This window comes from Citrobacter amalonaticus, assembly GCF_018323885.1.
Taxonomy (GTDB): domain Bacteria; phylum Pseudomonadota; class Gammaproteobacteria; order Enterobacterales; family Enterobacteriaceae; genus Citrobacter_A; species Citrobacter_A amalonaticus.
This window is the reverse complement of record NZ_AP024585.1, coordinates 1,261,813-1,275,906: the sequence shown is the minus strand read 5'-3', so window position 1 is coordinate 1,275,906 and position 14,094 is coordinate 1,261,813. Positions and strand designations below refer to the sequence as shown.

Here is a 14,094-nt window from a genome sequence, read left to right as displayed (position 1 = left end):
ACGTCATTCTTCAAACTGCCTCTTTGTCGGCTACGTCTGTTCACCCCTGTCATTTACTTATGTAAACTCTAGGAGATTCTCAGACTTTTCGTCTCGATGCAATTTGAATGGCTTTGTGTACAGTAACTTATCAGGATTAACCATGAAACGTGCCGTCGTAGTATTCAGTGGAGGCCAGGACTCCACCACCTGTCTGGTGCAGGCGCTGCATCAGTATGATGAAGTGCATTGCGTGACCTTTGATTATGGTCAGCGCCATCGCGCGGAGATTGATGTTGCACGTGATCTGGCCCTGAAACTGGGTGCACGTGCACACAAAGTACTGGACGTGACGCTGCTGAGTGAACTGGCAGTCAGCAGCCTGACCCGTGACAACATCCCGGTTCCGGATTATGAACCGGATGCCGATGGGATCCCGAATACCTTTGTCCCTGGACGTAATATTCTGTTTCTGACCCTGGCGGCGATTTATGCTTATCAGGTAAAAGCAGAAGCGGTGATTACCGGCGTCTGCGAGACCGATTTCTCTGGTTACCCTGACTGCCGCAATGATTTTGTCGAGGCGTTGAATCACGCCATTAAACTGGGGATGGCGAAAGATATCCGCTTTGAAACGCCGCTGATGTGGATTGATAAAGCCGAAACCTGGGCGCTGGCAGATTATTGGGGCAAGCTGGATCTGGTACGTGAAGAAACGCTGACCTGCTATAACGGCATCAAGGGCGACGGTTGCGGCCACTGCGCGGCCTGTAATCTACGCGCAAATGGCCTGAATCATTACCTGGCAGATAAACCGGTCATAATGGCGGCAATGAAGCAGAAGACCGGTTTGAAATAATTGCGGGTTTCGCCGGATGGCGGTGCCAGGCACCTTATCCGGCCAACAGTTGGATCATCCACCCCTACTTCACCATCTGCTCCAGCTTTTCGCGTAACTCCCCTTCCAGCGGCAGCGCTTTTTGCGATTTCAGATCAATACAGACGAACGTAATAAGCGCATCAGCCACCACCTGTCCTTCCGGTTCCAGCGTAATCACCTGGCTTAGAATACCGCTTTTCCCGTTTAGCTGTTGCACCTGACTGGTGACGGTTAGCAGATCACTCAGAACCGCCGGACGGCGATAGTTAATATTGATGTTGACCACCACGAAAGCGATATTGTGGGCAGTCATCCATTGAAAGCTATCGCTGCTCTCCAGGCCATCCCAGCGGGCTTCCTCCAGAAACTCAAGATAGCGGGCATTATTCACGTGCTGGTAGACATCAAGATGATAACCACGAACCTTAATCTGTGTTTGCATAGCGCAGAGACCTTACGTTTTTGTTATAGAGAGACAGGAGTAGAGAGGCCATAACTGGTATGACCTCTCTCAGTCTGGCAAATATTTGCCAGTGCGCAAGTGATTAAAGTGTTAAAGCAGACAGATTGCGCTCCACTAACGCGTTGCCCATCCCCGGTACTTGTTTGAGATCTTCCACCGTTTTAAACGGACCGTACTCATCACGATAGCTGACGATCGCCTGTGCTTTCTTCAGGCCAACACCGTTCATCGCGCGCGCCAGCTCTTCTGCCGATGCGGTATTGATGCTGACCCTGGTGCCCTCTTCGGTGCTGGCTTTCGCCGGAACCGCGGATTTGTTTTGTCCTGCAACCGGTGCTTGTGCGCTGGTCTCCACCGCCGGGCTTTTCGCTGCCGCTGTCGATGACGCCGCCAGCGCGCTTTGCGTCATACCCGCGCAGGCGAAGGAAAGGGTGATAAGTAACGCTTTGATTCCATGTTTCATACTGTTTTCTCCTTGTTAGTGAACAGTGGAATCACGATAACGAGGTTAAAACCAACGAACAAATGGCAAATGTCAGAAATGGAAAAGGCCGCGAAAGCGGCCTTCAGGTGTTACAACGGTTGTGCAATGATTTGCGAGACGTCTCGACGATTACGGCTGTTGATCCATCGCATCGCCGATTTTGATTTTCGCCGATTTACGCAGGTTACTCATCAATGCCTCAAAGACAATCTGCGCATTGTTCTGGGTGATCCCCTGAACCATCGCTTTCTTCTGATCTTCCGGCATGGAGCCCGCTTTCACGTCGTCCAGAGCCAGCAAAACCACATTGCCCTGCATATCGTTGGCAATGCCATAGCTCGGCTTATCTTTCGCCGGCAGGCTCAGACCAAACGCCGCCTGGCTAACCGGATCCTGGCCCGTACGGCTCAGCGTTTTAGACTCTCCAAAGCTCAGACCAGCGGCTTTCATCGCTTCTGCGCCTTTACCCGCCTTCAGCTCAACCAGCAGTTTTTCCGCATCCAGTTTAGCCTGCTGCTCTGCCTTGTTGTGCTTAACCAGCGCCGTAACCTGATCTTTCACCTCAGACAGCGGCTTCACGGCCTCTGCCTTGTGATCGCTGATACGCAGAACAAACGCGCGATCGCCATCGACGGTGATGATATCGGAGTTTCTGCCCGGCGCGCCGTTTTCACCCACCAGAGCACCATCAAAAATGGCGTCTGATACCGGTTTGAAATTCAGCTCTTCCGGCAGGTTCTCGTGACTGAACCAGCCCGTCTGTACCGCTTTCGCGCCAGCTGCCTGTTCGGCACCCGCCAGAGATTCCGTATCATTGTTCGCCGCATCGCTCACTTTCTGCTGTAAAGCAAAGTAAGCATCCAGCGCTTTTTCCTGTTTCACTTTCGCTGCGATGTCATCACGGACTTCGTTCAGCGGCTTCACAACCGCCGGCTGAATGTCGTCCAAACGCACAACCAGAAAGCCAACAGAGGATTTAATCACGCCAGAAAGCTGGCCCTTCTCTTTCAGCCCGGCATTTTTCAGCTCTTCCGGCGTGGTGGCGTCTTCCAGCCAACCCATATCGCCGCCGTTGCGGGCAGAGATGATGTCGGCCGATTTCTCTTTCGCCAGCGCAGCAAAGTCACCACCTTTGTTCAGCGCGTCGAGTACCGCTTTCGCTTCATCTTCCGTTTTAGTCTGGATGATGCTGTAACGGCTACGCTGTGCCTGGGTGAACTGATCCTGATGCTGATCGTAATAAGACTGGATATCTTCATCGCTGACCGGCTTTTGCATCGAGGCGGCGTCCAGCTTGATGTAGCTGACGCGGAACTGTTCCGGAGTCATGAAGCTGTTTTTGTGCTGCTCGTAGTAGCTGGCCACTTCCTGATCCGTCACCGACTGCTTCGCTGCAAGAGCATTGACGTCAATCGTGGCTTCACGGACGACACGCTGCTGTGCAACCAGCGCCGCCAGCTCATCAGTCTCACCCTTGAGCATAAAATCGGTGCCCGCGACGCCGCTGATAAGCTGCTGTGTAGTCAGTTGGTTACGCAAGGCTTGCGCATACTGGTCAGCGGTCATCCCCATCTGATTAACAATCGCGTTATAGCGGTTGTTATCAAATTTGCCATCGACCTGGAATGCCGGCGTGGAGAAAATCGCCTGCTTCACCTGCTCGTCGCTGATGCCCAGTTTGAGTTCGCGGGCATACTGATCAAGCAGCGCTTCATCAATCAGACGATTAAGCGTCTGCTGGCGCAGGGTTTTCATGTAACCTTCGTTTGCCGCAAGCTCAGAGTACTGATCGCCCAACTGTTGCTGCATGCGATTACGTTCGCTGTTGAACGCATTCTCAAACTGCCCACGGCTGATTTCCTGGTCATTCACTTTAGCGGCGTAGTTGTTGCCTCCGCCAATCAGGTAACCACTCACGCCGGTCAGAATGAACGACACGATAATGATTCCGAAAATAATCTTGAGCACGAGACTGTTAGCAGCCGTGCGTAAGCTGTCCATCATGGTGTAACCACACTCCGCTGTAGGTGACTATACACGGCATCTTTCACGCGGCCTCGTCGTTAACTGCCCCGATGAAACGTGAATGCCTTGTGTATATACGCGTTACGCAGCATAGCGTTTCCTGAACGCTGCGCATAAAGGCCTATTGTGACAAGAAACAGGGGCGATTGTCAGCCCACAACATGTAGAAAATCGCTGCAAAAACAAAAAAGGCACATCAATTGATGCGCCCTTGTACTGAGTCCTGTCCCCGGAAGGGGATCACGCTTAGTTTACTGCGTCTTTCAGTGCTTTACCTGCACGGAAACCAGGTACTTTGGCGGCAGCAATGGCGATCTCTTTACCTGTTTGCGGGTTGCGGCCAGTACGGGCAGCACGCTCTTTAACAGCAAAAGTACCAAAACCTACCAGCGCAACGTCATCCCCTTCTTTCAGAGATTCGGTAACAGAAGCAATAATTGCGTCTAACGCACGCCCTGCCGCAGCTTTGGAGATATCAGCCCCTGCAGCAATTTTGTCGATCAGTTGAGATTTATTCACTCTTCTCTTCCTCATTATAATTTATATCGCACCAGAATCCTTCAAAGTGCGACCGCGCAGCAGTTATATCAGGCCTGCCATGCCCTTACAACACCCGATAATGATGGCAAGCCCAATCCGTCATCTAAATTAGCTATACAAAAAAAGGCTGGCAAGTACGAAATGGCCTGCCAGCCCTGTTTTTATTAGTGCTCTTTGCGCGAGGTCACTATTTTGCCGTCACAACCTGCATTCCAGAGGGTTCATTTTGCAATGCGAGTGTCAGAACCTCTTCAATGCGTTTCACCGGATGGATGTCCAAATCGGCAATAACATTGTCCGGAATCTCTTCCAGGTCGCGTTTGTTTTCATCCGGAATTAAGACCGTTTTAATACCACCACGGTGCGCAGCCAGAAGTTTTTCTTTTAACCCACCGATCGGCAGCACCTGACCACGCAGGGTGATCTCACCGGTCATCGCCACATCGGCACGCACCGGGTTACCGGTCAGGCAGGAAACCAGTGCGGTACACATCGCAATACCGGCGCTCGGACCGTCTTTCGGCGTCGCCCCTTCCGGAACGTGAACGTGAATGTCGCGTTTTTCGTAAAAGTCCGGATTAATACCCAGTTTTTCCGCACGCGCACGCACCACGGTCAATGCAGCCTGAATGGACTCCTGCATCACTTCACCCAGCGAACCGGTGTAGGTCAGCTTGCCTTTGCCAGGCACGCAGGCGGTTTCGATGGTCAGCAGATCGCCGCCCACTTCCGTCCACGCCAGACCTGTCACCTGGCCTACGCGGTTTTCATTGTCCGCGCGACCATAGTCAAAGCGCTGTACACCCAGGTAGTCGTGCAGGTTATCGCCATTGATCACAATGTGTTTCAGTGACTTATCCAGCAGCAATTGCTTAACCGCTTTCCGGCACAGTTTGGAAATTTCACGTTCCAGACTACGCACGCCAGCCTCACGAGTGTAGTAACGAATAATGCCGATAATGGCGCTGTCGTCGACCGTCAGCTCGCCTTTCTTCAGCGCGTTACGCTCAATCTGCTTCGGCAACAGGTGCTGTTTGGCAATGTTCAGCTTCTCGTCTTCGGTATACCCGGACAGACGGATCACTTCCATACGATCCAGCAGCGGCGCTGGAATGTTCATGGAGTTGGAGGTCGCGACAAACATCACGTCGCTGAGATCGTAGTCCACTTCCAGGTAGTGATCGCTGAAGGCCACGTTCTGCTCGGGATCCAGCACCTCAAGCAGTGCAGATGCCGGATCGCCACGCATGTCGGAAGACATTTTGTCGATCTCATCGAGCAGGAACAGCGGGTTTTTCACGCCCACTTTCGCCATTTTCTGGATCAGTTTACCCGGCATTGAACCGATGTATGTCCGACGGTGGCCACGAATTTCCGCTTCATCACGCACGCCGCCCAGCGCCATACGGATGTATTTACGCCCGGTCGCTTTGGCGATGGACTGACCCAGAGAGGTTTTACCTACCCCCGGCGGTCCCACCAGGCACAGGATCGGCCCCTTGATTTTGTTCACACGGCTTTGTACCGCGAGATACTCAAGGATGCGGTCTTTCACACGCTCCAGACCATAATGGTCGGTATCAAGGATTTCCTGCGCCTGACGCAGGTCTTTTTTAACCTTGCTACGCGCATTCCACGGCACCTGAACCATCCAGTCGATGTAACCACGCACGACAGTCGCTTCCGCTGACATCGGCGACATCATTTTCAGCTTCTGCAGTTCAGCTTCGGCTTTCTCTTTCGCCTCTTTCGGCATTTTTGCCGCGTCGATCTTCCGCTTCAGCGCTTCGTTTTCGTCCGGCGCATCGTCCATTTCGCCGAGTTCTTTCTGAATCGCCTTCATCTGCTCATTCAGATAGTACTCACGCTGAGATTTCTCCATCTGCTTTTTCACGCGGTTGCGAATGCGCTTCTCCACCTGCAGCAGATCGATTTCAGACTCCATCATCGCCATCAGATATTCCAGACGCTCGTTCACGTCTGACATCTCCAGCACGGACTGCTTATCCGCCAGCTTCAGCGGCATATGGGCAGCGATGGTGTCCGCCAGACGCGCCGGATCGTCAATGCTATTGAGCGACGTCAGCACTTCTGGTGGGATTTTCTTGTTCAGCTTGATGTAGCCTTCGAACTGGCTGATCGCCGTGCGTACCAGCACTTCCTGTTCGCGCTCGTCAATAGCAGGCGAATCAAGGTATTCCGCTTTCGCAGAGAAGTGCTCGCCGTTATCAGACAGCGCAGAAATACGCGCACGCTGTAACCCTTCGACCAGCACTTTGACGGTGCCGTCAGGCAGTTTCAGCATCTGCAAAATAGAGGCCACGGTCCCGACGGTGAAAAGATCGTTTACACCCGGCTCATCCGTTGATGCTTCCTTCTGGGCGACCAGCATGATTTTTTTATCATGGTCCATAGCCGCTTCCAGACAACGGATAGATTTTTCCCGCCCTACAAACAAGGGTATGACCATGTGCGGATAAACCACCACATCGCGCAACGGCAATACGGGGATTTCAATGCGTTCAGAACGCTCAGGATTCATAGAGCTCTCTCTTAGTTTAGTGTCCGCCAGGTAATCAGATGGCATAGCTGTGCTTCATGCCACCTTTAACATGTATGTCAGTATATGGGGATGTTTCCCACACATTCAACGCCATGATTACGGAAAAAGTAAAGGGGAGATAAAATCCCCCCTTTTTGATTAACTGATTGTATGGATTGGCTAATTATTCACCAGATGCCTGCTGGGCTTCCGGCTTGCCGTAAATCAGTAATGGCTTGCTCTGACCGCCGATCACCGACTCATCAATCACCACTTTTTCGACGTCTTCCATCGAAGGCAGATCATACATGGTATCCAGCAGCGCGGCTTCTACGATGGAACGCAGACCACGGGCACCGGTTTTACGCGCCATGGCTTTGCGGGCAATCGCATCCAGCGCTTCGTCGCGGAACTCCAGGTCAACGCCTTCCAGATTGAACAGCGCCTGATACTGCTTGGTCAGCGCGTTTTTCGGCTCTTTCAGGATCTGGATCAGCGCTTCTTCGCTCAGTTCGCTCAGCGTTGCCACAACCGGCAGACGACCAATAAACTCAGGAATCAGACCAAACTTGATCAAATCTTCCGGCTCAACCTGCGAGAGCAGTTCGCCTTCGCTGGCCTTGTCGGATTTCGCTTTCACCGTTGCACCAAAACCAATGCCGGAGCCGGTTTCAACGCGGTTGGCGATCACTTTATCCAGGCCGGCAAACGCACCGCCACAGATGAACAGGATCTTAGAGGTATCCACCTGCAAGAATTCCTGCTGCGGATGTTTACGTCCACCCTGCGGCGGAACGGCAGCAACCGTCCCTTCGATCAGTTTCAGCAGCGCCTGCTGTACGCCTTCACCGGAAACGTCACGGGTGATCGACGGGTTGTCAGACTTACGGGAAATCTTGTCAATTTCATCGATATAGACAATACCACGCTGCGCTTTCTGCACATCGTAGTCGCACTTCTGCAACAGTTTCTGGATGATGTTCTCAACGTCCTCACCCACGTAACCCGCTTCGGTCAGCGTGGTGGCATCCGCCATCGTGAACGGAACATCCAGCAGGCGCGCCAGCGTTTCCGCCAACAGCGTTTTACCGGAGCCGGTCGGACCGATCAGCAGAATATTACTTTTGCCCAACTCGACGCCATTACTGGTGTCGCCGTTGCGCAGACGTTTGTAGTGGTTGTATACCGCGACCGCCAGCACTTTCTTGGCCTGTTCCTGACCGATGACGTAATCGTCAAGATGGTTACGAATTTCGTGTGGCGTCGGCAGCGCACTGCGTTCACGATGCGGTGCTACTTCCTTAATCTCTTCGCGAATGATGTCGTTACACAGATCGACACATTCATCGCAGATATACACGGATGGACCGGCGATGAGCTTACGCACTTCATGCTGGCTTTTGCCGCAAAAAGAGCAGTACAACAATTTGCCCGAGCCATCTTTGCGTTTATCTGTCATGAGTCAAAACCTCTTCTTTGTTCTTTGTGCCGCACACGACGACGCAAAATGCCATTCTCAGGCGCAACTCGCTTTGTCGCGTTGTGCCGCCCCTGGTAAGTATAGCGGCAGAGTTGCGCCCCGGGCATCAATTACGATGGGTCAAAATCGAGTCGACTAAGCCATACTCAACTGCCTCAGCGGCAGAGAGGAAGCGATCGCGCTCAGTATCACGCTCAATCTGCTCAAGAGATTGACCCGTATGGTGTGCCATAAGTTCGTTCATGCGCCCTTTAACTTTCAGGATTTCACGGGCGTGAATTTCAATATCCGTTGCCTGGCCCTGGTAACCGCCCAACGGCTGATGAATCATTACGCGGGAGTTCGGCAGGCAGAAACGTTTACCTTTTGCCCCGGCCGTCAGCAAGAACGCGCCCATAGAGGCCGCCTGGCCCATACAAATGGTGCTGACGTCTGGCTTAATAAACTGCATGGTGTCATAAATCGACATGCCTGCGGTAATTACGCCGCCCGGAGAGTTAATGTACAGGTAGATATCTTTTTCCGGGTTTTCGGCTTCCAGGAACAGCATCTGCGCCACAATCAGGTTAGCCATATGATCTTCGACCTGGCCGGTCAGAAAAATGACACGTTCCTTAAGTAGACGAGAGTAGATATCAAAAGAGCGCTCACCACGTGAGGTCTGTTCAATGACCATCGGCACCAGCGCCATATGGGGTGCAAAGTTATCTCGTTCGCCGCTGTATGACATTTCCGTCTCCTGGATAAAAAATGAAAAAACCTGCTGTACCGATTGTAACCTTATGGACGGATTATCAGCTAGTCCCTCTGTTATGGGTACGGCATCGCCATAATTCAAGCATAACAATCTTTTGCCTGAACGCTAACACCGAAAAGGGCTTTTTCGCACGCTTCCATGCAAAAGTCATGACAAAAAAAAGGCCCGCCACCTGACGGTGACGGGCCTTTGAGCGAAATTCGCGCGTTTAAGCGGAATTACGCCTGCTGGTTCATCAGCTCATTGAAGGTCGTGGCTTTTTCAGTCACTTTGGCTTTCGCCAGAACCGCTTCAACCGCCTGCTCTTCCAGAGCGACGTTACGCATGTTGTCCATCAGCTCTTTATTTTTGCTGTAGAACTCGATCACTTCTTTCGGATCTTCGTAAGCAGAAGCCATCTCTTCGATCAGGCCCTTCACGCGATCTTCATCCGCTTTCAGTTCATTGGTACGAATCACTTCGCCCAGCAGCAGACCCACAACTACGCGACGCTTAGCCTGTTCTTCGAACAGTTCACGCGGCAGTTCCAGCGCTTGTTTCTCGTTACCACCGAAACGCTGAGCAGCCTGACGACGCAGAACGTCGATTTCGCTGTCAATCAGTGCAGCAGGAACGTCGATGTCGTTCGCTTTCACCAGACCGTCGATTGCCTGAGATTTAACACGGTTACGCACCGCGCCTTTCAGCTCGCGTTCCATGTTTTTACGGACTTCAGTACGCAGACCGGCAACGGAACCATCTTCAACGCCAAAACGTTTGATGAATTCTTCAGTCAGTTCCGGCAGCTCACGCTCTTCCACTTTCTTCAGGTTGATGGCGAATTTCGCCGCTTTACCTTTCAGGTTTTCAGCGTGGTAGTCTTCCGGGAAAGTCACGTCGATGGTGAACTCTTCGCCCGCTTTGTGACCTTTGATACCGTCTTCAAAGCCCGGGATCATACGACCCTGGCCCATCGCCAGTACGAAATCAGACGCTTTACCGCCTTCGAACTCTTCGCCGTCTACAGAACCGGTGAAGTCGAGGGTAACGCGGTCTTCTGCATCCGCGGCGCCGTCTTTATCTTTCCAGGTCGCCTGCTGTTTGCGCAGGGTATCCAGCATCACGTCAACATCCGCATCGGTGACTTCAACAACCGGTTTTTCAACTTCGATTGTGTCCAGGCCGGTCAGTTCAACTTCCGGATAGACTTCGAATTCTACCGCGTAGGTGAAATCTTCACCCAGTTTGTATTCGCCCGGAACGTAGTTCGGTGCGCCAGCCGGATTGATTTTTTCTTTGATGATGGCATCAACGAAGTTGCGGCTCATCAGGTCACCCAGAACGTCCTGGCGAACGGACGCGCCATAACGCTGAGCAACAACATTCATCGGTACTTTGCCTTTACGGAAGCCGTCAATACGCACTTTCTTCGCTACGTTGACCAGCTCGCTTTTAACAGCGGTCTCGATGCTGTCAGCAGCGATAGTAATCGTTACACGGCGGCCAAGGCCTTGAGTGGTTTCAACTGAAACTTGCATCTTGTTACCTCAAAAAATCACAGTGCTCGGTCAACTCTACTCCGCAAGCACAGATTATTAGCTTCGCGGAACCGGGATGTTCTCTTAATCAATCACATTCCCTGTCGTCAGAATCATCCCGAAGACATTCAAATAAGACGCGGCATTATAGCGGCATCACTTTTATGAGTCGAGAACGGTTATTACGCGTTGCTGCGGCATTTTTCACAATTCCCGGCTATTCTTGCCCTGAAAAGGGTTTGACTCGTGCAAAATTCAGACAAAACAAAACGGCCCGCAGGCCGTTTTCACATAATCTTTAGCAACATACTGGAAAAACGCCAGCAGTTGCAAATGCGTTTTTACGCGATGCTTCCCGCACCACGACAGGGAGGTGACGCAAAGATCGTATCCTGCAACCCTTCCCACTCTTTGATGGTATAAGTATGCAGAGCCAGCGCGTGAACCGTCGTAGACAGTTCTGCGGTTAATGTACCGTAGATCATCCGATGACGATTCAAAAAACGCTCGCCGGTAAAGCGATCGCTAACCAGAACGACCTTAAAGTGGCTTTCTGAGCCAGCCGGGACATTATGACGATAGCTTTCATCCACGACCTCGAGGAACACGGGTTGGAACGCTGCCCTTAATTTTTCTTCTATTTGCTCACGTATCATCATGATATATCTCCTCAAACGGCGCTGAGATGTCACCCATCCCTTTAAATATTAGCCGCTTTTACCGGTTCCATTGCGCCATTACAACAAAAATTTAGCCTTCGTCTGATTTTCGCCATCAACGCGATGAAGTTTACTGATTCAACCCGTTGGGGGATGGCATAAATGCCCAATTTGGTCTCTATAACTTCATTATTCCGACAACATGATGAATTTACATGCGTTACCCACTTCCCCTCGCCGTTGGCGATGTTATGATGGCGGGAATTTTTCTCTATCCATATGATTAAGAGTTACTGAGAGCACGAACATGTTAAAAAAAATCCTCTTCCCGTTAATCGCGCTTTTCATGCTGGCGGGCTGTGCGACACCACCAACCACGATTGACGTTTCGCCTAAAATCACGCTCCCACAACAGGATCCTAGCCTGATGGGCGTGACCGTTAGCATCAACGGCGCCGATCAGCGTCCGGACCAGGCGCTGGCAAAAGTGACCCGCGACAATCAGTTGGTGACACTGACGGCCTCCCGCGATCTGCGCTTCCTGTTACAAGAAGTACTGGAAAAACAGATGACCTCGCGCGGTTATATGGTTGGCCCGAACGGTGCGGTGAACCTGCAGATCATTGTTAACCAGCTATACGCGGATGTGTCTCAGGGCAACGTGCGTTATAACATCGCCACCAAGGCCGATATCGCGATCATCGCGACGGCGGCCAACGGCAACAAGATGACCAAAAACTACCGCGCCAGCTACTCCGTTGAAGGCGCGTTCCAGGCGACCAACAAGAATATCGCCAACGCGGTTAACAGCGTGCTGACCGATACGATTACTGATATGTCTCAGGACACCAGCGTCCACGACTTCATCAAACAGAACGCTCGTTAATTTCTGCCCCCTGACCCGGCTCCGCGCCGGGTCAGCTTTATATGCCCATGCCTAGTCACTACTTACGCATTTTTCAACAACCGAAATCAGCCATTTTGCTGATGTTAGGTTTTGCCTCCGGCCTGCCGCTCGCGTTGACCTCCGGTACGCTTCAGGCATGGATGACCGTCGAGAATATCGACCTGAAAACCATCGGTTTCTTTTCGCTGGTCGGTCAGGCTTACGTCTTTAAATTTCTCTGGTCTCCGGTCATGGACCGCTACACACCGCCCTTTTTAGGTCGTCGTCGTGGCTGGTTGCTGACGACGCAATGTTTGTTGCTGGTCTCCATCGCTGCGATGGGTTTTCTGGAGCCCGGTAGCCAGTTGCGATGGATGGCGGCGCTGGCGGTAGTGATCGCCTTTTGTTCAGCGTCGCAAGATATTGTGTTTGACGCCTGGAAAACGGACGTCTTAGCCGCAGAAGAGCGCGGAACCGGTGCGGCAATCAGCGTGCTCGGCTATCGCCTCGGCATGCTGGTGTCCGGTGGACTGGCGCTGTGGATGGCCGACCGCTGGCTCGGCTGGCAAGGCATGTACTGGCTGATGGCAGCATTACTGATCCCTTGTATTATTTCCACTCTGCTCGCCCCCGAACCGACCGACAGCATTCCGGTGCCAAAAACGCTGGAGCAGGCAGTCGCAGCCCCGCTACGCGATTTCTTCGGACGTAACAACGCCTGGCTGATTTTGCTGCTCATCATCCTTTATAAGCTGGGTGATGCCTTCGCCATGAGCCTGACCACCACCTTTTTGATTCGTGGTGTGGGCTTTGACGCCGGAGAAGTGGGCGTCGTCAATAAAACGCTGGGGCTTATCGCCACGATTATTGGCGCGCTGTACGGCGGGGTGTTGATGCAACGGCTGACGCTGTTTCGCGCTTTACTGATTTTCGGCATTCTGCAGGGCGTCTCTAACGCCGGATACTGGCTCCTGTCGGTGACCGACAAGCACATGTTCAGCATGGCTGCGGCGGTGTTTTTCGAGAACCTGTGCGGGGGAATGGGGACGTCAGCGTTCGTCGCGCTACTGATGACGCTGTGTAATAAGTCATTTTCCGCCACCCAGTTTGCCCTGCTGTCAGCGCTTTCTGCCGTGGGGCGCGTCTATGTTGGCCCGGTTGCCGGTTGGTTTGTCGAGGCGCATGGCTGGTCGACGTTTTATCTTTTCTCCGTCGTAGCCGCCGTTCCGGGCCTGATATTGCTGCTGGTGTGTCGGCAAACGCTGGAGTACACGCGACAGAGCGAAAGTTTCCTGCCGCGAACAGAATTCCGTTCAGCCTACCGTCTGGCGTTATGGATTTTGATGGCGGGATGCGTGTTGCTTGCCGTCTGGCTGCTGTTGCTATCGCTGAACGCGCTGGCGTTCACTAACTTCTCCTTCCTCGCCGGACTGCTGGAAGTCGCAGTGACTATCGCCATTTTCGGCATCGTGTTTGGCGGCTTGCTCGACTATCTGGCGCTATGCAAAACGCGGCTGGTGTAAGCGCCCCTTTATTTAGCCGTTGTAATCACCTTGCGTAATTATATCGGCTAAATAAACAACAACTGAAAAAATTAATATTTGTTGTTTTGTGCGCAATAGAATCTGGAAATTATTGACGCCTTTTATAGGTTTTATTTTCCTTACTCGATTCAGCCGAAACACATTTATTTTTTGTATTTTATTTGTCTCTTTATTGATAATCACTTGTTAACCAATTGTTTTATTTTTGCATTGGTTATACCAATTGCCCTCGCGTCGCCTCCCTGAAGTCCCCTTTCGTTATAACGTGATGTTGCAACAGGTTCTTAATGCTGAAACGACATATCTTGCAACATATGTGACACGGGCGGCAGAACCCG

The 14,094-nt window shown here is 52.1% G+C and carries 12 protein-coding genes; 3 read left to right on the top strand and 9 right to left on the bottom strand.

Annotated features, from left to right (window positions below; translation table 11 throughout):
• Positions 1 to 142 precede the first annotated feature (142 nt).
• Positions 143 to 838 (top strand): 7-cyano-7-deazaguanine synthase QueC, encoded by a 696-nt coding sequence (queC, locus tag KI228_RS06010; protein WP_043001575.1) that lies wholly within the window; start codon positions 143 to 145, stop codon positions 836 to 838.
• A gap of 64 nt (positions 839 to 902) precedes the next feature.
• On the opposite strand, the gene fadM is transcribed toward queC, so the two are convergent.
• The 9 genes from fadM to bolA form a co-directional block, all read right to left on the bottom strand.
• A complete protein-coding gene (fadM, locus tag KI228_RS06005) occupies positions 903 to 1,301 on the bottom strand; it encodes a long-chain acyl-CoA thioesterase FadM (protein WP_043001576.1) in 399 nt (132 codons plus the stop codon).
• A 103-nt stretch (positions 1,302 to 1,404) separates the two neighbouring features.
• Positions 1,405 to 1,785, bottom strand: coding sequence for a helix-hairpin-helix domain-containing protein (locus KI228_RS06000; protein WP_043001577.1), 381 nt, complete (start codon positions 1,783 to 1,785; stop codon positions 1,405 to 1,407).
• Positions 1,786 to 1,935: 150 nt separating this feature from the next.
• Complete coding sequence (gene ppiD, locus KI228_RS05995; protein WP_044258959.1) at positions 1,936 to 3,810, bottom strand: peptidylprolyl isomerase; 1,875 nt, start codon at positions 3,808 to 3,810, stop codon at positions 1,936 to 1,938.
• 267 nt (positions 3,811 to 4,077) lie between these two features.
• Complete coding sequence (gene hupB, locus KI228_RS05990) at positions 4,078 to 4,365, bottom strand: nucleoid-associated protein HU-beta (protein WP_152754439.1); 288 nt, start codon at positions 4,363 to 4,365, stop codon at positions 4,078 to 4,080.
• Positions 4,366 to 4,558: 193 nt separating this feature from the next.
• On the bottom strand, positions 4,559 to 6,913 hold the full coding sequence (lon, locus tag KI228_RS05985; protein WP_042285905.1) for an endopeptidase La: 2,355 nt from the start codon (positions 6,911 to 6,913) through the stop codon (positions 4,559 to 4,561).
• A gap of 184 nt (positions 6,914 to 7,097) precedes the next feature.
• On the bottom strand, positions 7,098 to 8,372 hold the full coding sequence (gene clpX, locus KI228_RS05980; protein WP_042324505.1) for an ATP-dependent protease ATP-binding subunit ClpX: 1,275 nt from the start codon (positions 8,370 to 8,372) through the stop codon (positions 7,098 to 7,100).
• Positions 8,373 to 8,499: 127 nt separating this feature from the next.
• Positions 8,500 to 9,123, bottom strand: coding sequence for an ATP-dependent Clp endopeptidase proteolytic subunit ClpP (clpP, locus tag KI228_RS05975; protein ID WP_002891804.1), 624 nt, complete (start codon positions 9,121 to 9,123; stop codon positions 8,500 to 8,502).
• Positions 9,124 to 9,368: 245 nt separating this feature from the next.
• The gene (gene tig / locus KI228_RS05970) at positions 9,369 to 10,667 is read right to left on the bottom strand and encodes a trigger factor (protein ID WP_043001579.1); all 1,299 of its coding nucleotides are present in this window, start codon (positions 10,665 to 10,667) and stop codon (positions 9,369 to 9,371) included.
• 341 nt (positions 10,668 to 11,008) lie between these two features.
• A complete protein-coding gene (bolA, locus tag KI228_RS05965; protein ID WP_042324511.1) occupies positions 11,009 to 11,326 on the bottom strand; it encodes a transcriptional regulator BolA in 318 nt (105 codons plus the stop codon).
• 307 nt (positions 11,327 to 11,633) lie between these two features.
• Here bolA and KI228_RS05960 point away from each other — a divergent pair, with 307 nt between their 5' ends.
• Both KI228_RS05960 and ampG read left to right on the top strand, forming a co-directional pair.
• Positions 11,634 to 12,212, top strand: a complete 579-nt coding sequence (locus tag KI228_RS05960; protein ID WP_043001580.1) for a lipoprotein — start codon at positions 11,634 to 11,636, stop codon at positions 12,210 to 12,212.
• Between the two features lie 47 nt (positions 12,213 to 12,259).
• A complete protein-coding gene (gene ampG / locus KI228_RS05955) occupies positions 12,260 to 13,735 on the top strand; it encodes a muropeptide MFS transporter AmpG (RefSeq protein ID WP_061070709.1) in 1,476 nt (491 codons plus the stop codon).
• Positions 13,736 to 14,094: the final 359 nt, after the last annotated feature.

Bases quoted from the DNA above. Each gene is read 5' to 3' on its own strand.
- hupB (WP_152754439.1), bottom strand. From the start codon at position 4,365: ATGAGGAAGAGAAGAGTGAATAAATCTCAACTGATCGACAAAATTGCT.
- fadM (WP_043001576.1), bottom strand. From the start codon at position 1,301: ATGCAAACACAGATTAAGGTTCGTGGTTATCATCTTGATGTCTACCAG.
- ppiD (WP_044258959.1), bottom strand. From the start codon at position 3,810: ATGATGGACAGCTTACGCACGGCTGCTAACAGTCTCGTGCTCAAGATT.
- queC (WP_043001575.1), top strand. From the start codon at position 143: ATGAAACGTGCCGTCGTAGTATTCAGTGGAGGCCAGGACTCCACCACC.
- tig (WP_043001579.1), bottom strand. From the start codon at position 10,667: ATGCAAGTTTCAGTTGAAACCACTCAAGGCCTTGGCCGCCGTGTAACG.
- KI228_RS06000 (WP_043001577.1), bottom strand. From the start codon at position 1,785: ATGAAACATGGAATCAAAGCGTTACTTATCACCCTTTCCTTCGCCTGC.
- bolA (WP_042324511.1), bottom strand. From the start codon at position 11,326: ATGATGATACGTGAGCAAATAGAAGAAAAATTAAGGGCAGCGTTCCAA.
- clpX (WP_042324505.1), bottom strand. From the start codon at position 8,372: ATGACAGATAAACGCAAAGATGGCTCGGGCAAATTGTTGTACTGCTCT.
- KI228_RS05960 (WP_043001580.1), top strand. From the start codon at position 11,634: ATGTTAAAAAAAATCCTCTTCCCGTTAATCGCGCTTTTCATGCTGGCG.
- lon (WP_042285905.1), bottom strand. From the start codon at position 6,913: ATGAATCCTGAGCGTTCTGAACGCATTGAAATCCCCGTATTGCCGTTG.
- clpP (WP_002891804.1), bottom strand. From the start codon at position 9,123: ATGTCATACAGCGGCGAACGAGATAACTTTGCACCCCATATGGCGCTG.
- ampG (WP_061070709.1), top strand. From the start codon at position 12,260: ATGCCTAGTCACTACTTACGCATTTTTCAACAACCGAAATCAGCCATT.